Raw genomic sequence first — 19,141 nt, forward strand, 5'->3', positions numbered from 1 at the left:
CCCATACCCCCAGGGCCCTCAGCATCCGCAGCACAACCCGTATCCCCAGGGTGCATACGGTGTGCCGGCGCAGGCCTACTACGGGCCTCCGCCGGTGCCCATGGCGCCGACCGGTCAGCCGCTCGCCGGATTCGGCGCTCGGCTCGGCGCATACATCATCGACGCGATCGTCTTCAGCTTCCTGTCGATGATCGTGATGATCCCGGCGATCATCGGGATCGTCGCCTGGGCCGAGTCGCAGGCGTCGCAGATCGAGACCGACCCCGTCACCGGCCAGATCACCAACTCCCCCGACCCCGGGACGTTCATCGGACCGATCATCCTGATGTACGTCGGCCTCTTCGTCGGGCTGTTCGCCCTCAGCTACGTGTACTACGTCGAGCTGTTCCCGTCCCGGCGCGGTGTCACACTGGGGAAGCGGGCGCTCGGTCTGACGCTCATCCGGCTCGACAACCCGTCGGCGCCGATCACCCGCAGCGTTGCCGCCAAGCGCTGGCTGATGCAGTACGTGGTGGCGATCTTCGTTCCGTTCTTCTCCTGGGTCGACGGCCTCTGGCAGCTGTGGGACAAGCCATACCAGCAGTGCCTGCACGACAAGGTCGCGACGACGGTTGTGGTAAAGGTCAACAGGTGACAGCTCCAGGTTGGTATAAGGACCCCGTCGACTCGGCCGTCCAGCGGTACTGGGACGGTGAAGGCTGGATCGGCGACGCCATCCCGGCCGACGCGGTCGCGCCGGCGGGGCCGCCAGCCGTCGCTCCACCGCCCGTCGAACCGCCACCGCAGCCCGTCCCGCAGATGGGCGCGGTCATCCTGCCGCCCGGCACGCCCGTGCCACCCGGCGGATTCCCACCCGGCCAGCTGCCGCCCGGCGCCATCGTGCTGCCGCCGGGCGCGCCGCTGCCACCCGGCGCCCAGCCGCAGGGCACCCTCCCGCCCGGTGGGTACCCGACCGGCGCCGTCCAGGTGCTGCTCCCGCCGCAGGCCTTCGCCGGCCTCAACCCGGCGGCGGCCATGCCGCACGGCCGCCAGGTCGCCGGCCTCGGCGCGCGGCTGCTCGCCCGGCTCGTCGACATCGCCGCGCTGCTGCTGATCAACGCCGTGGTCACCGGCTGGTTCGTCTACCAGTACCTGCGCGAGATGTGGCCGGTGTTCCAGGAGTCGTACGACCGCTACCTGGCCAACGAGTCGCCCAGCGACGTCGTGCCGCCGGACCGCGCCAACTCGCTGCAGGTGGTGATCCTCATCCTCATCGCGGCCCTGTGGTTCGCCTACGAGGTGCCCGCGATCGCCAACAACGGCCAGACCCTGGGCAAGCGCCTGCTGAAGATCAAGGTCATGCGGCTGGAGAGCGAGGAGCGCATCGGCTACGGCCGCGCCATCCGCCGGTGGAACCCGCTGGGCCTGTCGGTGCTGCTGTGGACCTGCGGCGTCGGGTTCGTGCTGCAGTTCCTCGACAGCCTCTCGCCGGTGATCGACTGGCCGCTGCACCGGGCCTTCCACGACCGTTCGGCCGGCACCGTCGTGGTGCGGGACGTTCCGCAGCAGCCTTCTGAACCTAGTGGAGATCCTTCATGACCCGCCTCACGCGACCCGACCTCGACGCCCTGCCCGCCTACGTCGCCGGCCGCACCGTGCCCGGCGCGATCAAACTGGCGAGCAACGAGGTCCCGTACGGCCCGCTGCCCGGCGTCGTCGACGCGGTCACGGCGGCGATCAGCGGCGCCCACCGGTACCCGGACCCGGGCGCCACCGCGCTGCGCTCCACGCTCAGCGACCGGCTGGGCGTGGACCCGGACCGCATCGCCACCGGCTGCGGCTCCGTCGCCCTCTTCGAGCACCTCTTCCGCGCGACCTGCCTCCCGGGCGACGAGGCCGTCTACGCCTGGCGCTCTTTCGAGGCGTACCCGATCATCGCAGCCGCCTCCGCCGCGACCAGCGTCCGCGTGCCCAACACCGCCTCGCACGAGCACGACCTGCCGGCGATGGCCGCCGCGATCACCGACAAGACCCGCCTGGTCATCGTCTGCAACCCGAACAACCCGACCGGGACCGCCGCCGGCAAGGCCGCTCTCGACGCGTTTCTGGATGCTGTACCGCCGACGGTGCTGGTCGCCCTGGACGAGGCGTACCGCGAGTTCGTCACCGACCCCGACGTGCCCGACGGCCTGGTGGAGTACGGCGACCGCCCCAACGTCGTCGTCCTGCGCACTCTCTCGAAGGCGTGGGGCCTGGCCGGCCTGCGCGTCGGCTACCTGATCGGCTCCGCCGAGGTCGCCGCGACCGTGCGCAAGGTCATCACGCCGTTCTCGACCTCGGCGACGGCGCAGGCCGCGGCCCTGGCCGCCCTGCAGTCCGCCGACGAGATGCAGCGCCGGGTCGACCTGATCACCGCCGAGCGCGAGCGGGTCGTCACCGCCGTCCGCAAGGTGTACCCGGATGTCCCCGACACCCAGGCGAACTTCTTCTGGCTGCCGCTGGGCGACGCCGCCCTGGACTTCGCCGCCAAGTGCGAGGAGTCCGGCGTGATCGTCCGCGCCTTCGCCGGCGACGGCGTCCGCGTCACGATCAGCTCCCCCGGCGAGAACGACGCCTTCCTCGACTGCCTCTGACCGCTGCGCTCATGATCCGGAAGACCTCGCCCAGCCCGAGGCCTTCCGGATCCCTGCCCGGCAAGCGCCCCTGACGGGCTACGGGAGCTTGTCGAGGAGGGTCTTCATCTCGGTGAGCTCGGCGGTCTGGGTTGTCGCGATCTCGGCTGCGAGGTGTTTGACCGCTGAGCCCTGCTCCTGGGCGGTCTTCGCGGTCTCGATGGCGCCCTCGTGGTGCTTGATCATGAGGGTCAGGAACTTGGTGTCGAAGGTGGGGCCGGTGGCGGCCGCGAGCTGGCGGAGCTCGGTGTCGGTGAGCATGCCGGGCATGCCGCCCATGTCGCCCGCTTCGTGATGCATGGGGCCCGGCAACCGGCTCGCCCCATGAGCGGAGCCAGGCGGACATGGTGGCGATCTCGGGATCCTGGGCCTTGCGGATCTTCGCGGCGAGGGCCTTCACGTCGGGGTTCGAGGCGTGGGTGGCGGCCAGGTCGGCCATGTCCACGGCCTGCTGGTGGTGGGGGATCATGTCGGTCGCGAACTGCACGTCGGTCGCGTTGAAGGCAACGGAGACCGTCGGCGACGCGCCGGCCGATGCCGTCATCCTCGGCGTGGCATCGTGACCATGGGAACTGGAACCAGAGCCAGTGCCGGAAGAGCAGGCGGCCAGCAGCGCCGCGGTCAGCGTGACGGCCGCGGCAAGGCCACCGCCGCGAACACGACCGCCACGAACAGGGGCGCCGGCAAGGGCGGGCGGCATCAGCCGATGCCGACCAGGACGACGGTGTTCATGCTGAAGTAGTACCGATCGTCGATCTCCGACGCGTTGGTGGTGTGCAGGCGCTCCACGCTGAGGTAGCCGCCGTGCAGGTACAGCTCGCTGAACACGAACCTGTCCTCCGGCCGGATCCGCAGCTCGGTGCTCGACGTGACGGCGCCGGTGACGAGGTTCAGGACCAGGAGCTGGTAGTCGCGGTTGATCAGGTAGACGTTGCGCTGGTCGGCGCCGATCAGCGTGCCCGAGACCTCCGACATCCACAGGCGCTGGCCGGACGTGCGGGAGAAGGCCCAGATGTAGCCGCCCACGACCTGCTCGGCCAGGACGTCGCCGACCACGACGACCTTGTCCTTGTCGGGCACGAGCTCCGGCTTGACGATGTGGTCGGCGCCGAGGGACCAGTACGTGGGGGTGATGCTGCCGATGCCTGAGGCGGCGTCGGCGAAGGAGACCACGTCGCCGGTCGGGGCGGCCTTGAACAGGGCGCAGCCCGAGCGGCCGAGCTGGCAGGAGGTCGGTTCCAGGTACCAGTTGGTGATGTTGTCGGGGCCGATCGACGCGCCCGGCGGGCGCCACGTGGTGAGGAGGGTGCCGGTGCCGGCGTCGTACACCTCGAGGGTCGCCGGCTTGGCGCAGGTGTCCTTCACGAAGTAGGCGTCGAGGCTGGTCCAGTCGACGGCGTGGCAGCCGGGGGTGGCGGCGAAGGAGTGGGTCCAGCGAATCTTGCCGTCGACCGGGTCGATGGCCTGCACGACGTCCTTGCCGGTGGCGATGACGACCTGCTGGTGGTCCAGCGCCGAGGTGGTGACGAAGAGGTCCTCCGGGCTGTACAGCGTCTTCGCCCCGGTGCGGCGGCCCTTGAACGTCTCGCCGTCGGCGGGGTCGATGCGCACCTGCCAGACGATGTCGCCCTTCTCGGCGTCCAGGGCGACGATCTCGCCGTCGGACCACTTGGTGACGACCACGGACATGCCGACGCCGCTGGCGGGCTTCTCGACGGCGACGACCGAGACGACCTCCGCGGGCCAGCGCCGGTACGCCCAGTGCGGCGTCATCAGCCGCTGCGCGGTCACGGGCGTGTCGGCGAAAACCCGGCGCTGCTCGGTGTAGACGCGCAGGCGGCCCTCGACGATCAGCGGGGCGGAGGGCAGCTCGGCGTACTGGATGGACTTGACCGGCTCGGGCGACGGCACCGGCTTCTTGGCGCTGCTGACCGTCTCGGCGGGCTTGAGGGTCCGGTACGCGGTGACGCCCATCGCCGCGATGACCACGAGCGCGAGGAGCGCGGTGAGCACCCGGCGCAACGACCGGGGCCAAGTCCGCGGGCGCACCGAAAGACGCCCAGCACCACCGGTCCCCATAACCACCTCCGCCGGGCACCATACCCGGCGATCGTCGCATTCTGCTCACGGTGACCGTCGATCGCCGGGCTTCTCACACCTGCGTCACCACCGTGCCGGTCACTTCACCAAAGCCAACCACGGCCCCACCCGTACACCACCCGGTGGCGGAAATCGTGACCGTGTCGCCATCGAGCAGAAAGCTACGGGTCATGCCGTCGTCGAGCCGGACCGGCTGTGCGCCGTTCCACGTCCGTTCGATGAACGAACCGGTCTGCTCGGGCGTGTCGCCGGAGATGGTGCCGGACGCGTACAGGTCGCCGGTGCGCGCCCAGGCGCCGTTGGCGGTGAGGTGGGCGAGCTGCTGCGCGGGCGTCCAGTAGATGCCGGCATACGGCGGCCGCGACACGAGCGTCCCGTTCCACCGGATCTCGCAGCGGATGTCGTACGAGTAGCGCTCCGACTCCGCGAGGTAGGGCAGGACGGGCGGGTCCTGGACCACGGCGGCCACCTTCGCGGGCTCCAGCGCGTCCAGCGGCACGACCCACGGCGACACCGACGTGGCGAAGGACTTGCCCAGGAAGGGGCCGAGCGGCTGGTACTCCCACGCCTGGATGTCGCGGGCGGACCAGTCGTTGACCAGTACGGCGCCGAACACGTGCTCGCGGAAGTCGTCGACGGCGATCGCTCCCTTGGAGGGCACGGACGGCGCGCCGACGACGAACCCGAGCTCGGCCTCGACGTCCAGCCGCCGGGACGGGCCGTAGCTGGGGCGCTCCTCGTCCGGCGCCTTGCGCTGCCCCTGGGGGCGCGGGATGTCGGTGCCGGAGACGACGACGGTGCCGGCGCGGCCGTGGTACCCGATGGGCAGCGACTTCCAGTTGGGCAGCAGCGACGGGGCGTCGGGGCGGAAGATCGCGCTGAGATTGTTGGCGTGCTGCTCGGAGGAGTAGAAGTCGACGTAGTCCGCGACCTCGAACGGCAGCGCGAGCGCGACGCCCTCCACCGGGTGCAGGTGCTGCTCGACGGTCCCGGTCACGCCGCCGGTGAAGAGGTCGGTGAGCTGGGCGCGGACCCGGGTCCAGGTGGGACGGCCGGCGGCGAGGAAGCGGTTCAGGTTCGGCGCGCCGGTGAACGCGCCGCCGGCGTCGACCAGGCCGGCCTCCTCGGCGGCGGCGAGGTTGAGGACGAGGTCGCCGGCGCGGACGCCGACCCACCCGTCACGGGTGGCGCACAGGGGCAGGTTGTGCAGGCCGAAGCGGTCGTCGGCGGCGGGCTGGATCCACGGGGTCACGCATGCACCTCTCGGGGTAGGAGGCCCAGGTTGGTCAGGTCAGTGATTGGCTCGTCGACGCTGCAGCTGCCGAAGCCGACCCACAGTGGGCGCGGCCGGTCCAGCGCGCCGCGGACGGCCGTCGCGAGCGGGAGCCCGTCGGTGGCGGCGAGGATGCCGGCCAGGTCGGCGGGCTCGGCGCCGTCTTCGGCGGCCAGGCACGCGGCGAGCACGTTGAGGAAGCCGTGGTGGACCAGGCCCGTGTCGGGGTCGGTGTGCCGCACGGCGTGGTGCAGGCCCGCGGTCAGCTTGAACGGCAGCTCCCGGTCCCGACACGCGCAGATCACGGCGGCGAGCTCGACGGGCGTCGGGAACAGCTCGGCGGCGAGCCCCCCGGTGCGGAACTTCGCGGCGACCGGCAGCCCGTCGGCCCGCAGCCTCGCCAGGTGATCGAGGGCCTGCATCAGGCCCCAGGCGAGCGGCACCTCGAAGTACCAGGACCACGGCTTGTCGCTGTGCTTCTGGGCCAGGGCGGCGAGCCGGTCGATGCCGGGTGCGGGGTCCTCGCCGCGCTTGGCGACGGGCGACTCGACCTGCCGGACGGTGAGGTTGCCGGGGATCGCGGCGAGGGCCTGGTCCACGGCGGTCGGCTCGCCGACGACGCCGATGTCGACGGTCGCGGCGATCTCGGGCAGGTCTGCGGCGGGGACCAGCAGCGGCCCGATCATCGGCGCCCACCGGCCGGCGCGGTGGCGGAGGTGGGCCGGGACGGCGTCGGGCAGCGGCATGCTCCCCGGTGGGAAGACGGCGGCGTCGTCGACCAGGGCGGCCAGCAGAGGCGGTACTGCGTTTGACACGGCTTCCGAATCTAATGGACGCTATACAGGGCGGACAACTTCGTCCGCTATCCGGACGGTTTCCATTCTTCCGGGAGGCAGCGATGCCCTACTACCGTCGCGTGGGCGACGTTCCACCGAAGCGACACACCCAGTTTCGCCAGCCGGACGGCTCACTGTTCGCGGAAGAGCTGATGGGGCAGGAGGGTTTTTCGAGCGACTCGTCCCTGCTGTACCACACGCATCGACCGACGGCTATTCTATCGGCCACCGTGGTGACGCCGTTCGCCACGACCCGCGCGCCCAACCTGCCGCTCAAGCCGCGCCATCTCCAGACGCACAAGCTCGGCGGCGGGCCCTCCGACGCGGTCCTGGGCCGGCAGCACCTGCTGGCCAACGACGACGTGCGGCTGTCCTACGCGGTCGCGACGGCGCCGTCCCCGCTGTACCGCAACGCGATCGGCGACGAGTGCCTGTATGTCGAGTCCGGCTCGATGCTGGTCGAGTCGGTGTTCGGCGCGCTGCCACTGAACGAGGGCGACTACGCGATCATCCCGACGTCGGTGATCCACCGGCTCGTGCCGGTCTCCGGCGAGGTCCGGCTGCTGGTGATCGAGGCGTCCGGGCACATCGGGCCGCCCAAGCGGTACCTGTCCAGGCGCGGCCAGTTCCTGGAGCACTCGCCGTACTGCGAGCGCGACCTCCGCGCACCCTCGTCACCCCTGCTGGTGGAGGGCACCGAGGTGCCGGTCCTCGTGCAGCACCGGCGCGGGTGGACCGAGCACGTGTACGCGCAGCACCCGTTCGACGTCGCCGGCTGGGACGGCTGCCTCTACCCGTGGGCGTTCTCGATCCACGACTTCGAGCCGATCACCGGCCGGCTGCACCAGCCGCCGCCGGTACACCAGACCTTCGAAGGCCCGAACTTCGTCATCTGCTCGTTCGTGCCGCGCAAGGTCGACTACCACCCGCTGTCCATCCCCGTGCCGTACAACCACCACAACGTCGACTCCGACGAGGTGCTCTTCTACACGGGCGGCAACTACGAGGCGCGCCGCGGGTCGGGCATCGTCCAGGGCTCGATCTCGCTGCACCCCAGCGGCTTCACCCACGGCCCGCAGCCGGGCGCGGTCGAGCGGTCGCTCGGCGTGGAGGCGTTCGACGAGCTGGCGGTCATGGTCGACACGTTCCGCCCGCTCGACCTGTGCGAGCCCGGCCTGTCCGTCGAGGACACCGGCTACGCCTGGACCTGGGCCCGCACCGTCTAGCCACAGTCCCAGCGCACAGGGCTGTTGTCCGGGAGCGACCAGCCGAACAGCTGCCGGCCGTCGTCCCGGACCGCCTCGGGCCGCGCTGTCCGGCCCTCGAACTGGTCGGGCACCGGCTGGAGGGTGCCGTTGACCCACACCGCCTGCCGGTGCTCGGGCGTGTCCGTTTCGCCGTAGACCCGCCCGTACATGTCGACGACAGCCCACCGGCGGCTCAGGCCGTTGATCGCGTCGGCGTGGCGGGTGCGGATGTTCCACCGCACCCCGGACCCGACCGCCCAATCACCAGTCAGGCCGGTGACCTCGACCTTCCCGCCGACCTCCGGCGGCACCGGCAACGGCTCGCCGGTGCCGTCGGGGTGCCACAGATACGGTGTGACGACATCACCCCTGACCAGCTCGCCGACGATCAGGCCGTCCCAGGCGATCCCGGTCGCCCGCGCGACATGACCGGCGGGAGCCTTGAGCATCCGGGGGCGGTCCGGCCGGCCGCCCGGCCACACCACCGCCTCATAACCCATGGGATTTCCCAGGTCCACCGCGCCGAGGAGATCACCGGCCTCGTTGATGTCGGTCAGCGCGAGGTGCGTCGCGCCCTTGGGGAGCGTGAGGGCCCTGAACCGGCCGTCGCGGTACACCCAGCCGCGCTCGACCTTCCCGTTGACCCCGGCGAAGTCACCCGCGCGGTTCACGTTCGTCAGCTGGAACCTGCTCGGCACGTCCGGGATCCGCTCGACGGCACCGTCCACGTACCGCACCGCCTCGACCGGTCCCGTCCCTCGCGCCTCGAGGTGCACGACCACCCGCCAGGTGTCGTCCAGCACGAACCACGGATGCCACTTCGCCCACGGCGCGGTGTCCTTGCTGATCGTGCACTCGCCGAGCGGCGGAGCGATCGTCGACGTCGGCAGCGGCACCGGCGTCCGATCCGCCGGCATCGCCTGGGGGCGGCTCCGCACGGCGCCGATCGCGACGGTCACCGCCAGCACGGCGACGGCGGCGACCGCGGCGTTCCGGATCCTGCGCCGGCGCCGGCCGGTCCGGATCGCCCGGTGCAGGTCGACCCTCGGCGGCCGCACATCGGGGTCGCGCAGCGGGGCCAGCAGATCCTCGGTCATCGTGCACCTCCGGCCGGCGCGAGCACGCCCAGCTGCTTCCTGAGCTTCGACAGCCCGTCCGACGTCTGACTCTTCACGGTCCCCGCGGAGCAGCCGACCAGCTCCGCGACCTGCTCCACCGGAAGGTCGCACAGGAACCGCAGCACCAGCACCGCCTGCTGCTTCGGCGGCAGCGTCCGCAGCGCCGCCCGGACCACCAGCCGTTCGTCGGCCGGCTGCCCCGTGACAGCCGGCCGGTCGGGCGGCGTCTCGGTCAGCACGACCCGGGACCAGAGGCGGCGGCGCTCGCTCAGGAACGCGTTGACCACGCTCCGCCGCACGTACGCGTCGAGGTTGCCGACCTGCCGCACCTGCCGCCACCGCGCGTACAGCGTCGTGACCGCCGCCTGCACGATGTCGTCGGCACGGTCGGCGTCGCCGCAGAGCATCACCGCCAGCCGGTGCAGCTGCGGCAGCCGCGGCTGGAAGTACTCCACGTACTCCCGCTCCAGTTCGTCGCGCACATCGCCTCCCACCGCATTGACGCGCGGCGGGCCGGCGGCGGTTGGGTGCGTTTTTCCGCTAGTGCTCGACGACCTTGGTGGCGGTCACCCGGCAGACCACCCTCGTCACGCCCGGGACCTTCTCGATCCAGGGTTTGCCGTCGTACGAGCGGCTCAGCTCGTCGATCAGCTCCGGCCCGCCCTCCTCGGTGATGGCGACGGTGCCGCGGAGCTCGACGTGGCGGTACGGGTTGGCGGGGTCGTACACACAGATCGACACCCGGGGGTCGCGCTCCATGTTGCGGGTCTTGCGGCGGCCGCGGATCGTCGAGAAGACGACGTCGCCGCCGTCGTGCTTGGCCCAGATCACGCTGGACTGCGGGGCGCCGTCCGGGTTGATCGTGCTGAGCACCAGGAACGCCCGGCGGTCGAGCAGCTCGCGCAGCATCTCGTTCACGTGTGTCTCTACTCCTTCGGTACGGGATAGATCAGCGCCACGGCGGTGGCGGCGAGACCCTCACCGCGGCCCGTGAAGCCGAGCCCGTCGGTGGTCGTGCCCGACAACCGGACGATCGCCCCGATGGCGGCCTTCAGCGTGTCCTCCGCCTCGGCGCGGCGCTTGCCGACCTTCGGCGCGACGCCGATGACCTGCACGGACACGTTGCCGATCTCATAGCCCGCCGCCCGGACCAGCCGCGCGGCCTCGGCCAGCAGCGTCACGCCCTTCGCGCCGGACCACTCCGGGCGGCCCGTGCCGAAGATCGCCCCGACGTCACCCAGGCCCGCCGCGGACAGCAGCGCGTCGCAGATCGCGTGGGCGGCGACGTCGCCGTCGGAGTGCCCGGCGAGGCCGTCGACCCCGTCCCACTTGAGCCCCGCGACCCAGCACTCGCGCCCCTTCTCGAACGCGTGCACATCCGTCCCGTTGCCGATCAACATCATTTCCGGATCACTTTGGGAGGGTACGACGACCGGTGCACAATCGTGAACTTCCGGTTGCTGGCTCGTCATCAGGCTCGGCATCGTGGCGTTCCGGGCCTAGGCTAGGTCGGGTGCGCAGCGACCAGACGACCCCGAAAGCCCCACAGCAGTGGTGGCGCACCGGAGCCGCCTTGCGCTTCGGGCTGCTCGCCCTGCTGGTCGCGACGTTGTCCGTGGTGATGCTGATCATCCACCCAGACAAATCGTCGCTGACCCATGCCGTGGGCCCTGACCACCCGTTCGCCCCGGCGATCGCCGTCTTCGGCACCGCCCTGCTGACCACCGCCCTGGTCCCCCGGACCCTCCTCGCCGGCGTCGGCGGCGTCCTGTTCGGCTTCGCCGGCGGCGTCCTGTACATCCTGGCGGGGGTGACCCTCGGCGCGCTGATCGCCCACACGATCGGCCGCTTCCTGGGCCGCGAGTTCATGACCCGCCACCTGAGCGGCCGCTTCCTCGCCGTCGAGCAGGCCGTCGCCAACCGCGGCATCGTCGCCGTGATCATCTCCCGCATGATCCCGTTCGTGCCGTTCTGCGTGGCGAACTACCTCTTCGGCACCACCCGCGTCCGCCGGTCCGCGTTCATCACCGGCACCACCCTCGGCGCCCTGCCCGCCACCATCGCCTACGCCGCCCTCGGCTCAGCCACCGCCCGCGGCGACCACCTGGGCATGTCCATCGCCGGCGTGGCGATCGCGACCCTGGGCATCGGCGGCTCGATCGCCTCCTACCTGGTCTGGCGCCGCCGCCCTCGCAAACAGGTCACCCCTGCCTTGGCCGCCCCGGTCTCGGCCGCCCCGGTCTCCCCTGCCGCCGCCTGACCTCTCTTTCCCGTCTCCCACCGGCCCCGCGGCGCTCATCGCCCGGGGCCGGCTTCGTTGTATACGCCTTTCGCTCGCGCACGCCGCGCCCACCCGCCGACCTCCAGACGCACGCCTCCCAGCACCGGTCTCCAGCCACTGATCTGTGAGACGCGGATCTCCGGACACCGGCCCCAGACACGCGCCTCCACAGCACGGGTCTCCAGCCGGCTTCACCAGGGAACTCGCCGACACCGTCGCGTCCGTGCGCGGCCGCCGACCTCGAGACGCAGATCTCCGGACACCGGGCCCAGACGCGTGCCTCTCCAGCACCGGTCTCCAGACGCCGACCTGTGAGACGCGGATCTCCAGGCGCGGATCTCCGGACGCAGGTCTCTGGACAACAGCCTCAGACGCCGACCTTCAAACGCGGGCATTTCAGACGTCGGCACCGGACGCGGGTCTCCAGACGCCCGCCTCCGGACGTCAACCCCAGCTGGGGCCTACAGAGGCGCGCCTCCTGGCTTCGGCCGCCGCCGGGCTCAGTCTCCAGACGCCAACCTCCTCACGCGGGTGGACGGGATGGGGGCGGCGAGCCGACGAGGGGACGAGGGGACGAGGGGACGAGGGGACGAGGGGACGAGGGGACGAGGGGACGAGGGGACGAGGGGACGAGGGGACGAGGGGACGAGCATGCCAACCTCCTCACGCAGGTGGACGGACCCTGGCTCCGGAGGCCGCCCCTCAGACGGGCATCGGCGGCGAGCCTCCAAGCGCCGACGTCCAAGCGGCCCCTCCAAGCGCCGACCACCGCCGAGCGGAGGGTCGGCCGCGATCACCTCCAGGCACCGGTCTCCAGGCGCGGACATTCGCGCGGAGATTCGGGCACCGGTGTCCGAATCGGCGGATTCCGTCAAACTCGGCCGGGCGCCGCACCCACCCCGAGCGCGGATTTCGAACGCCAGACGCCGGCATGACCCACGAGCAGACCGGCGAGTCCGACCGCGACCGGAGCGTGGGTCTCCTCCCGAGTCGACCCAGGTCCGCCTTCCGATCGCGGGTGCCGCCCCAGGCGCGTGCCGACCCCAGACGCGTGCCTGAGATCACGTCAGACCTGGGCCGCTCCAGATGCCCGACGACCTGCGCCCGGTCGCCTCGGAGGTAACCGCCGCGTGGCTGGATGATCGATCCCCGTCATGCCATCGACACTATCGCCCGGGTACGACAAAAAGGCGTGGCGGCGGGCGAAGGTCTCGATCGCGGTCAGGTCGCTGGGGCGCAGGCCGCGGCGGGGGTGCGGGCGGATCAGCAGGGCGCGGCCGCCGGCGGTCAAGGTAGTCGCCGGGACGGCGGTGTCGTCGGTCCACACCAGGCGGCGGCCGGCGGCGAGGACGCGGCGGGCGGCGGCGAACTTCAGGGCGTCGGTCGACAAAGACGCGGCCAGCTCGGCACGGGTCAGGGCCCGGCCGAGCGGCGGCAGCCCGAACAGCCGCTCCAGCTCCGCGGCGTCCGGGCACCAGGTGGAGCACCAGCGCAGCTCGACCAGGCCGGCGTCGTACAGGCGACGCATCCGGGTGATCAGCGCGGGCGCCCACCGGATCGGCCAGTCGACGCCGTCGGCGCGGGCGACGCCGCGGCGCAGGTCGGGACCCCAGAGCGGGCGACGGGTGTTGATGACGCCGTCGACGTCCACGAGCCAGACCGGCGGGCGGTGCACGGTGTCAGAACAGCAGCTCGGCGATGGCCAGGTCGAACGGCCGGGTGATCTTCATGGCCGCCTCGGAGCCCGGGACCGTGTGGACGGGCACGCCGATCTTCTCCGCCATGCCGGCGTCGTCGGTGTGCTCGTCGACGGCGGCGGCATGGGCGCTGGTCAGAACGTCGCGGCGGAAACCCTGCGGGGTCTGCACGGCACGGAGGACCGAGCGGTCGACGGTACCGACGACAATGCCGGAATTGTCGACCTCTTTGATGGTGTCGACCACAGGAAGAACGGGTATGACGGCGCCGTGCCCCCCTCGCACCGCGTCCGCGACCGTCTCCACCAGCTCCGGTGGGGTCAGTGCGCGCGCCGCGTCGTGGACGAGCACGATGCCGAACTCCGCGGGGACCGCGGCCAGCGCGGCGGCGACCGACGCCTGCCGGCTAGCCCCACCAGCGACAACGAGCAACAGCGGCGACCCGGGCAGCAGCGGAGACTCACTGGAAGCTTCCAGCTTCGGCTCAGCCGCACCACAGGTCTCGCTGGCGACAATTGGCGCAGTGGTCACAGGACCAGCGACCAGTGGACCGAGCAGTGCGGTGACGTCGTCGACGGCGTCGGAAGGAGCGGCCACGACGATGCAGCCGACGCTCGGGGCAGCTGCCACCCGGCGAACGGCGTGCACAAGCAGCGGCTCCCCTCGCAGGAGCCGCAGTGCCTTCGGGGCGCCGGGGCCGAGTCGGACCCCCATGCCCGCAGCAGGCACGAGGACCGCGACGTCACCACGCACGCGTGGGTGCGCCGTCACGTCGCGGTCCTCGGTCTCAGTGATAGCCGGGCTGAGATGTCAGGCCTCGGTCAGCACCTTGTCCAGCAGCGTCTCGGCCTCATCCTTGGTGCTCTTCTCAGCGAGCGCCACCTCACCGACCAGGATGTCCCGCGCCTTGGCCAGCATGCGCTTCTCGCCGGCCGACAAACCACGCTCCCGGTCACGGCGCCACAGGTCACGAACGACCTCTGCGACCTTGAGCGGATTGCCGGAGGCCAACTTCTCCAGATTCGCCTTGTAACGCCGCGACCAGTTGGTCGGCTCCTCGGTGTGCGGAGCGCGGAGGACGTCGAAGACCTTGGTCAGGCCTTCCTCGCCAACCACCTCGCGCACGCCGACGATCTCGGCGTTTTCGGCGGGCACCCGCACCGTCAGGTCACCCTGAGCGACCCTGAGGACGAGATACTGCTTCTCCTCGCCCCTGACGACCCGAGTCTCGATTGCCTCGATGAGTGCGGCCCCGTGGTGGGGGTAGACAACGGTCTCGCCGACACTGAAAACCATAGGTTCGAAACCCCTTTCGCTGTGTCTAGGGTAACACGGTCACGCGCTGTCGTCCCACCCCAGAGAGCAGCATTCGCGCAGGTCAGAACACATGTGAGTCCCCTTTCTCCCGCTTGACATGAATCGTGGAACCTGCTGCGTAACGGATCAACAACCCTGGGCACACGCAAATGCGCAGCCTGTGGGACATTTCCGATTGATTGCCGCGAGTACGTACAGATGCGTCGGCACACCGTTCCGACACCACTCTCCGTGATGCCACCAGCGGCGGAGCGTGGGAAACTCTTCATCCATCTCGATGGGTGGCTCCTCTGGCGCCGACGCGTCAGGTGAGGGAAAGTTAAGGCAGGTGCGAGGAGAACAGCGATGGGCACGCTGCGGGGCGACAACGGCGGTGGTGAGCGACCACAAGATGGTGGTGGCCTCCCCGACCTGCCCCCTGAGTGGGGCACGATCATCATTCCCGACGATGCGGGCGCACTCGACGATGAAGGATCATCGATCCGTCGACAATTCCGCCGTGCCGCAATCCGTCGCCGCTGGCGGCGCCGGCTGCATCTGAAGCCCGAGCCGGTCCAGCGAGCGGGAGACGATTCCCCGGGGCTCGCCGTGCCGCTGCTGATCATGTCGATCGCCGTCATCGCGACGTTGGTGAGTCTGTTCGCCGTCGCGTGGCCGCGCCGCAATCCCAACGGCACGCCGCAGGTGGCGCCGCCGTCACCACCCGCCGCGGTGAAGCTGACCGGGCACAGCCTGTTCGACGCCGACGGCGCCGCGGTGCCGCTGCATGACCTCACCCCGGCCGTTGTACTGCTGGTCGAGGGCTGCACCTGCGCGGACCTCATCACCGGCACGGTCGACGCGGTCGCGGCGAGCAAGGCACCGTCGGCCACGGTCGTCGTCGTCGCGGCCCGGGTCCCGACGCTGCCGCCGGGCCTGAACGAGAAGGTGAAGGTCCGGGCGCTCGCCGACCCCAACAGCTCCGTGCGGGCCGCGGTGCCGTTCCTCGCCCCGAGCCGCACCACGGCCGCCCTGCTGGTGGCCGCCGACGGCACCGTGATCAGGGCGGTCAGCTCCGTGACGGCGGCGTCGGCCTTCGACTCGGAGCTGGGCAACCTGGCGACCGCGGTCCCGGCCCCGACCGCCTGATCAAAAAAAGGCCTGATCAAAGCCTGATCAGGTCAGAGGCCGCGCAGGAGCGTCCCGTACAGCGTCAGCCCCGGGCCGAACGCGAGCGCGACGGTGTTCCTCGGCGGGCCGGAGGGGCGGCGGCGCAGGGCGTCGATGATGAGCAGGACCGTCGGGGACGAGCAGTTGCCGTGCTCGGCGAGGGTGTCGCGGGACTCGGCCAGCGCGGACTCTGGCAGCGCGAGCTGGTCGCGCACCACGTCCAGGATGCGCGGGCCGCCCGGGTGCACCGCCCAGCCGTCCACGTCGGCGAGGGTCAGGCCGTGCCGGGCGAGGAGGTCACCGACCAGGTCGGCGACGTAGATGGCCAGGACGTCGGGCACCTTCGGCGACAGCCCCATCCGGAAGCCGAGGTCGGTGACGTCCCAGGTCATGTGGTCCGCCGTGGCCGTGTCGGTCACGGCGGCGATCTCGGCGACCTCCTGTCCGGCCCGCGGCACCAGTACCACCGCCGCCGCCGCATCCGAGAAGAGGGCGTGCGCCACGATCTGCTGGGGATCCTCGCTGGGCGGCTGGACGTGCAGGCTGGTCAGCTCGAGGCAGAGCAGCACGGCCGGACGGCCGCGGGCGGACACGAAGTCGGTCGCGGCGCCGAGCCCGGGCAGCGCGGCGTAGCAGCCCATGTGCCCGATGAAGAGGCGCTGGGTCGTCGGCGCCATGCCGAGGTCGCGGGCGAGGAGGATGTCGAGGCCGGGGGTGGCGTACCCGGTGCAGGAGCACACCACGAACAGCCCGATCTCGTCCGGTCGCAGCCCGGCGGCGTCGAGCGCGCTCGTGACCGCATCCTTGCCCAGCGGCAGCGCCTCGGTCAGGTAGCGGCCCATGCGTTTGGCGGTCGACCAGTTCGACGCGTCCTCGATCAGCGGGTTGACCGCGCCGTGCCGGCTGACCACGCCGGAGTTGGTGAAGATCCGCTTCGCCAACCCCTTGCGGGGGCCGCTGTAGTGCCGCTCGAAGAAGCCCGTCCACACCTCGTCCTGGCGCATCGGGCCGGGGAATGTCACACCCATGCCTGCGATCGCGGCACCTGTCACTGGGTCCCCTTTCTGCCGCGCCCCTGATAGAGGATCGCGGTGGTGAACGTCGGCACGATCGGCACAGCGTTGCGGCGGGTGACGAGCCACCGGGTGAGCGCGGGCAGCGTCGGCCGGACGCCCCGCACCGCGAGCGGCACGCCGTGGCGCGCGCACTCGATTCGCAGCTTCCTCGGGGAGACGAACAGGGCCGGGTCGTGGATGCCCCGCACCGCCGGAATGATCGCCTCGGCCATCCGCACCGCGACCAGCCGCGACACGGCGGTGTCGGCGAGCGTGTCGAGCACCAGCCAGCCCCCGGGCCGCAGCACGCGGCACGCCTCGGCGACCACCGCCGGCCAGTCCGGGACATGCTCCAGCAGTTCACCCGCGCTCACCACGTCGGCGGTGCCGTCGGGGAATGGCAGCCGCCGCGCGTCCGCCAGCACGGGCAGGACGCCGTGGGCCGCGGCCTGCTCCAGCCCGGACACGACCAGGTCGACGCCGACGTGCTGGTAACCCTTGCCGGCGATGTGCGGGGCGAGCAGCCCACCACCGCACCCGAGGTCGATGAGCACGGCGCCGTCGCGCTCCGCCGGCGGGATGAGCCGGGCGCGGGCGCGGGCCAGCCAGTACAGCATCGACAGCGGCGAACCAGGACGCCACCACTCGCCGGCCAGGTCGTCATACTGACCAGGGTCGTTACGCGCCCGGCGCGTCGATCGCATGGATCGAGACTGACACGGAACCCCTCCGACAGCCACACTTGCCGAGTGTCGGTTGCTCGCGCGATTCTGCGCTCAAGCCACCCGGAGCCGGCGGTGGCGGTCACGGCCGTCGCCGCGCTGCTGTCGTTCGGACTCGGAAGACCCTGGCCGGGTGTGATTGCGGCGGCTGCTGCGGTACTGGCGAGCCAGCTCTCCATCGGGTGGGTCAACGACGCCCTGGACGCCCCGCGGGACGCCGCGGTGGGCCGCACGGACAAGCCGGTCGCCGCCGGGGTGGTGTCCCGCCGGTCGATCCTCTCGCTCGGCGTCGCGGCGGGCCTGCTCGTGCTGCCGCTGGGCCTCCTGTCCGGCGTCACCCCCGGACTCGTCGCCCTGGTCGCGCTGGTCTCCGCGCTGCTCTACGACTGGCCGTTGAAGGCGACGCCGGTGTCGGTGCTGCCGTACGCGGTGTCGTTCGGCTGCCTGCCGGCGTTCGTCGTGCTGGGTGCGGGGCTGCACCCGCCGGTGTGGCTGCTGCTCGCCGGCGCCCTGCTCGGGGCCGGCGCGCACTTCGTCAACACGCTGCCCGACCTGGACGACGACATCCGCACCGGCGTCCGGGGCCTGCCGCACCTGCTCGGCCGGCGCGGCTCGCTCGCCGCCGCGGCCGTGCTGCTGCTGCTCGCCACCGGGGCCCTGGCGTTCGGGCCGCCGGGGCCGCCTCCGCTGCTGTTCTGGCCGACCCTCGGGGTCGCTCTGACCGCGCTGTCTTTCGGCGTGTACGCCATGCGCCGCGACCCCACCTCCCGCGTCCCGTTCCTGTCGGTCATCGCCGTGGCGTTGATCGATGTGGTATTCCTGCTGGTCAGCGGCTTGAACCTGGAATGACCGGTGCAGTGTCAGGGTGCGCGTAATCGGCCGATCAACGGCATCTAGGCTGTAGTCGGCCGCCCGATCCAGATGGAGGACCCAAGGTGACGCGTACGATTCCGGCTGCCCGCCGCCGCACGGTACTGGGCGCCGCGCTGCTGGCTTCCGCCGCGCTCGGCGTCGGTCTGCTCTCGGGCTGCAGCGCCGGTCAGATCACGCAGACCGACACCCAGGTCGCCGCGGTGCCCGGCGTCAGCGCCAACAGCACCGACGGCCTGATCGCGCTGCGCGACGGCGCTGTGGCCTACTCGAACGAGTACAAGCCCGGCAGCGTCGTGCCGATCGAGGTGCGGCTGTTCAACAACGCGAAGCAGTCCGTGAAGCTGACCGGCGTGACCTCCGCCGCGGGCACCGTGGTCCTGGTCGGCGGGGCCATGCCTGCCGCTGCCGCGCCCGCGCCCACTTCTGCCGCGCCTTCGCCTTCTTCGGCCTCGCCGTCCGCGCCGCGTTCCGGGTCCGGGTCGCCGTCTGCGCCTGCCTCTGCGTCTGCGTCGAAGTTGCCTGCGGCGCCTCCCACGCCCGCCCCGGTCGGCACGGCGAAAATGGCCGTCGAGATCCCGGTCGGCGGGTTCGTCGCGCTGAGCCAGAGCACCAAGACCTACCTCGCGGTCGAGAAGCTCTCCGGCGACGTGCTGATGGCCGGAGGCGCGCTGGCGGACGTCAAGTTCACCTTCACGTATGCCGACGGCACCACCACCGAGCTCACCCTCGGCGAGCTGCCGATGACGGTGCCGCTGAGCCCGCTGCCGAAGCCGTCCTCGGTCGTGGGGCACGAGGGCGAATAGTTTTTCTGTCGTACCCCTC

General features: G+C 71.3%; 21 protein-coding genes and 1 pseudogene. 9 read left to right on the forward strand and 13 right to left on the reverse strand.

Going from position 1 to position 19,141, the window contains the following annotated elements:
• The first annotated feature begins 61 nt into the window (after positions 1 to 61).
• Genes ABZ321_RS04615 through hisC form a run of 3 tightly spaced genes read left to right on the forward strand, consistent with a single transcriptional unit; the run spans position 62 to position 2,612 of the window.
• Entirely contained in the window at positions 62 to 634 is a 573-nt protein-coding gene (locus ABZ321_RS04615; RefSeq protein WP_354889373.1) for an RDD family protein, read from the forward strand.
• On the forward strand, positions 631 to 1,578 hold the full coding sequence (locus tag ABZ321_RS04620) for an RDD family protein (protein WP_344509172.1): 948 nt from the start codon (positions 631 to 633) through the stop codon (positions 1,576 to 1,578). The genes ABZ321_RS04615 and ABZ321_RS04620 overlap by 4 nt, the downstream gene beginning before the upstream one ends.
• Complete coding sequence (gene hisC, locus ABZ321_RS04625) at positions 1,575 to 2,612, forward strand: histidinol-phosphate transaminase (protein WP_354889375.1); 1,038 nt, start codon at positions 1,575 to 1,577, stop codon at positions 2,610 to 2,612. Before ABZ321_RS04620 ends, hisC begins: the two co-directional genes overlap by 4 nt.
• A 78-nt stretch (positions 2,613 to 2,690) precedes the next feature.
• Here the strand turns inward: hisC and ABZ321_RS04630 are convergent.
• Positions 2,691 to 3,090 (reverse strand): annotated as a pseudogene (locus ABZ321_RS04630) (DUF305 domain-containing protein).
• Here ABZ321_RS04630 and ABZ321_RS04635 point away from each other — a divergent pair.
• Positions 2,996 to 3,214: a hypothetical protein gene (locus ABZ321_RS04635; RefSeq protein ID WP_354889722.1), complete on the forward strand. Its 219-nt coding sequence runs from the start codon at positions 2,996 to 2,998 to the stop codon at positions 3,212 to 3,214. The pseudogene ABZ321_RS04630 and the gene ABZ321_RS04635 overlap by 95 nt on opposite strands.
• 136 nt (positions 3,215 to 3,350) lie before the next feature.
• Here ABZ321_RS04635 and ABZ321_RS04640 read toward each other — a convergent pair whose 3' ends face one another.
• From ABZ321_RS04640 to ABZ321_RS04650, 3 genes are all read right to left on the reverse strand, one after another.
• On the reverse strand, positions 3,351 to 4,664 hold the full coding sequence (locus tag ABZ321_RS04640) for a PQQ-binding-like beta-propeller repeat protein (RefSeq protein WP_344509166.1): 1,314 nt from the start codon (positions 4,662 to 4,664) through the stop codon (positions 3,351 to 3,353).
• Positions 4,665 to 4,803: 139 nt separating this feature from the next.
• Positions 4,804 to 6,003: a fumarylacetoacetase gene (gene fahA / locus ABZ321_RS04645; RefSeq protein ID WP_354889377.1), complete on the reverse strand. Its 1,200-nt coding sequence runs from the start codon at positions 6,001 to 6,003 to the stop codon at positions 4,804 to 4,806.
• Positions 6,000 to 6,839: a hypothetical protein gene (locus ABZ321_RS04650; RefSeq protein WP_354889379.1), complete on the reverse strand. Its 840-nt coding sequence runs from the start codon at positions 6,837 to 6,839 to the stop codon at positions 6,000 to 6,002. Before ABZ321_RS04650 ends, fahA begins: the two co-directional genes overlap by 4 nt.
• A gap of 83 nt (positions 6,840 to 6,922) precedes the next feature.
• Between ABZ321_RS04650 and ABZ321_RS04655 the strand changes: the two genes are divergently transcribed.
• The gene (locus ABZ321_RS04655) at positions 6,923 to 8,086 is read left to right on the forward strand and encodes a homogentisate 1,2-dioxygenase (RefSeq protein ID WP_344509160.1); all 1,164 of its coding nucleotides are present in this window, start codon (positions 6,923 to 6,925) and stop codon (positions 8,084 to 8,086) included.
• On the opposite strand, the gene ABZ321_RS04660 is transcribed toward ABZ321_RS04655, so the two are convergent.
• Genes ABZ321_RS04660 through ispF form a run of 4 tightly spaced genes read right to left on the reverse strand, consistent with a single transcriptional unit; the run spans position 8,083 to position 10,628 of the window.
• Positions 8,083 to 9,204 (reverse strand): hypothetical protein, encoded by a 1,122-nt coding sequence (locus ABZ321_RS04660; protein WP_354889382.1) that lies wholly within the window; start codon positions 9,202 to 9,204, stop codon positions 8,083 to 8,085. The two genes, ABZ321_RS04655 and ABZ321_RS04660, sit on opposite strands and share 4 nt — an antisense overlap.
• Positions 9,201 to 9,707, reverse strand: a complete 507-nt coding sequence (locus ABZ321_RS04665; RefSeq protein WP_354889384.1) for a SigE family RNA polymerase sigma factor — start codon at positions 9,705 to 9,707, stop codon at positions 9,201 to 9,203. Before ABZ321_RS04665 ends, ABZ321_RS04660 begins: the two co-directional genes overlap by 4 nt.
• A gap of 58 nt (positions 9,708 to 9,765) precedes the next feature.
• Entirely contained in the window at positions 9,766 to 10,134 is a 369-nt protein-coding gene (locus ABZ321_RS04670) for a PPOX class F420-dependent oxidoreductase (RefSeq protein ID WP_354889701.1), read from the reverse strand.
• A 17-nt stretch (positions 10,135 to 10,151) separates the two neighbouring features.
• Positions 10,152 to 10,628: a 2-C-methyl-D-erythritol 2,4-cyclodiphosphate synthase gene (ispF, locus tag ABZ321_RS04675; RefSeq protein WP_344509154.1), complete on the reverse strand. Its 477-nt coding sequence runs from the start codon at positions 10,626 to 10,628 to the stop codon at positions 10,152 to 10,154.
• A 110-nt stretch (positions 10,629 to 10,738) separates the two neighbouring features.
• Between ispF and ABZ321_RS04680 the strand changes: the two genes are divergently transcribed.
• Positions 10,739 to 11,485, forward strand: coding sequence for a VTT domain-containing protein (locus tag ABZ321_RS04680; protein WP_344509152.1), 747 nt, complete (start codon positions 10,739 to 10,741; stop codon positions 11,483 to 11,485).
• Positions 11,486 to 12,572: 1,087 nt separating this feature from the next.
• Here the strand turns inward: ABZ321_RS04680 and ABZ321_RS04685 are convergent.
• Genes ABZ321_RS04685 through ABZ321_RS04695 form a run of 3 tightly spaced genes read right to left on the reverse strand, consistent with a single transcriptional unit; the run spans position 12,573 to position 14,499 of the window.
• On the reverse strand, positions 12,573 to 13,181 hold the full coding sequence (locus ABZ321_RS04685) for a hypothetical protein (RefSeq protein WP_354889387.1): 609 nt from the start codon (positions 13,179 to 13,181) through the stop codon (positions 12,573 to 12,575).
• 4 nt (positions 13,182 to 13,185) lie between these two features.
• Positions 13,186 to 13,974, reverse strand: a complete 789-nt coding sequence (gene ispD, locus ABZ321_RS04690; RefSeq protein WP_354889389.1) for a 2-C-methyl-D-erythritol 4-phosphate cytidylyltransferase — start codon at positions 13,972 to 13,974, stop codon at positions 13,186 to 13,188.
• 39 nt (positions 13,975 to 14,013) lie between these two features.
• A complete protein-coding gene (locus ABZ321_RS04695) occupies positions 14,014 to 14,499 on the reverse strand; it encodes a CarD family transcriptional regulator (protein ID WP_033363204.1) in 486 nt (161 codons plus the stop codon).
• Positions 14,500 to 15,108: 609 nt separating this feature from the next.
• Here ABZ321_RS04695 and ABZ321_RS04700 point away from each other — a divergent pair.
• Complete coding sequence (locus ABZ321_RS04700; RefSeq protein WP_354889391.1) at positions 15,109 to 15,648, forward strand: hypothetical protein; 540 nt, start codon at positions 15,109 to 15,111, stop codon at positions 15,646 to 15,648.
• Between the two features lie 32 nt (positions 15,649 to 15,680).
• On the opposite strand, the gene ABZ321_RS04705 is transcribed toward ABZ321_RS04700, so the two are convergent.
• Together ABZ321_RS04705 and ABZ321_RS04710 are read right to left on the reverse strand one after the other, a co-directional pair.
• A complete protein-coding gene (locus ABZ321_RS04705; protein ID WP_354889393.1) occupies positions 15,681 to 16,697 on the reverse strand; it encodes a type III polyketide synthase in 1,017 nt (338 codons plus the stop codon).
• A gap of 20 nt (positions 16,698 to 16,717) precedes the next feature.
• On the reverse strand, positions 16,718 to 17,428 hold the full coding sequence (locus ABZ321_RS04710) for a methyltransferase domain-containing protein (protein ID WP_354889395.1): 711 nt from the start codon (positions 17,426 to 17,428) through the stop codon (positions 16,718 to 16,720).
• A 9-nt stretch (positions 17,429 to 17,437) separates the two neighbouring features.
• Between ABZ321_RS04710 and ABZ321_RS04715 the strand changes: the two genes are divergently transcribed.
• Both ABZ321_RS04715 and ABZ321_RS04720 read left to right on the forward strand, forming a co-directional pair.
• Positions 17,438 to 18,295 carry a UbiA family prenyltransferase gene (locus tag ABZ321_RS04715; protein ID WP_344509374.1) on the forward strand — a complete coding sequence of 286 codons (858 nt, stop codon included), beginning with the start codon at positions 17,438 to 17,440 and terminating at the stop codon, positions 18,293 to 18,295.
• Between the two features lie 86 nt (positions 18,296 to 18,381).
• Positions 18,382 to 19,122: a hypothetical protein gene (locus tag ABZ321_RS04720; RefSeq protein WP_354889397.1), complete on the forward strand. Its 741-nt coding sequence runs from the start codon at positions 18,382 to 18,384 to the stop codon at positions 19,120 to 19,122.
• The last annotated feature ends 19 nt before the right edge of the window (positions 19,123 to 19,141 follow it).

It is taken from the genome of Dactylosporangium sp. NPDC006015 (genome assembly GCF_040614215.1).
In the GTDB taxonomy this organism is placed as follows: Bacteria; Actinomycetota; Actinomycetes; order Mycobacteriales; family Micromonosporaceae; genus Dactylosporangium; species Dactylosporangium maewongense.

Excerpts from the sequence above, each read along its gene's own strand:
- hisC (WP_354889375.1), top strand. The coding sequence starts at position 1,575 with ATGACCCGCCTCACGCGACCCGACCTCGACGCCCTGCCCGCCTACGTC.
- ABZ321_RS04635 (WP_354889722.1), top strand. The coding sequence starts at position 2,996 with ATGGTGGCGATCTCGGGATCCTGGGCCTTGCGGATCTTCGCGGCGAGG.
- ABZ321_RS04655 (WP_344509160.1), top strand. The coding sequence starts at position 6,923 with ATGCCCTACTACCGTCGCGTGGGCGACGTTCCACCGAAGCGACACACC.
- ABZ321_RS04660 (WP_354889382.1), bottom strand. The coding sequence starts at position 9,204 with ATGACCGAGGATCTGCTGGCCCCGCTGCGCGACCCCGATGTGCGGCCG.
- ABZ321_RS04670 (WP_354889701.1), bottom strand. The coding sequence starts at position 10,134 with ATGCTGCGCGAGCTGCTCGACCGCCGGGCGTTCCTGGTGCTCAGCACG.
- ispF (WP_344509154.1), bottom strand. The coding sequence starts at position 10,628 with ATGATGTTGATCGGCAACGGGACGGATGTGCACGCGTTCGAGAAGGGG.
- ABZ321_RS04695 (WP_033363204.1), bottom strand. The coding sequence starts at position 14,499 with ATGGTTTTCAGTGTCGGCGAGACCGTTGTCTACCCCCACCACGGGGCC.
- ABZ321_RS04705 (WP_354889393.1), bottom strand. The coding sequence starts at position 16,697 with ATGGGTGTGACATTCCCCGGCCCGATGCGCCAGGACGAGGTGTGGACG.
- ABZ321_RS04710 (WP_354889395.1), bottom strand. The coding sequence starts at position 17,428 with ATGCGATCGACGCGCCGGGCGCGTAACGACCCTGGTCAGTATGACGAC.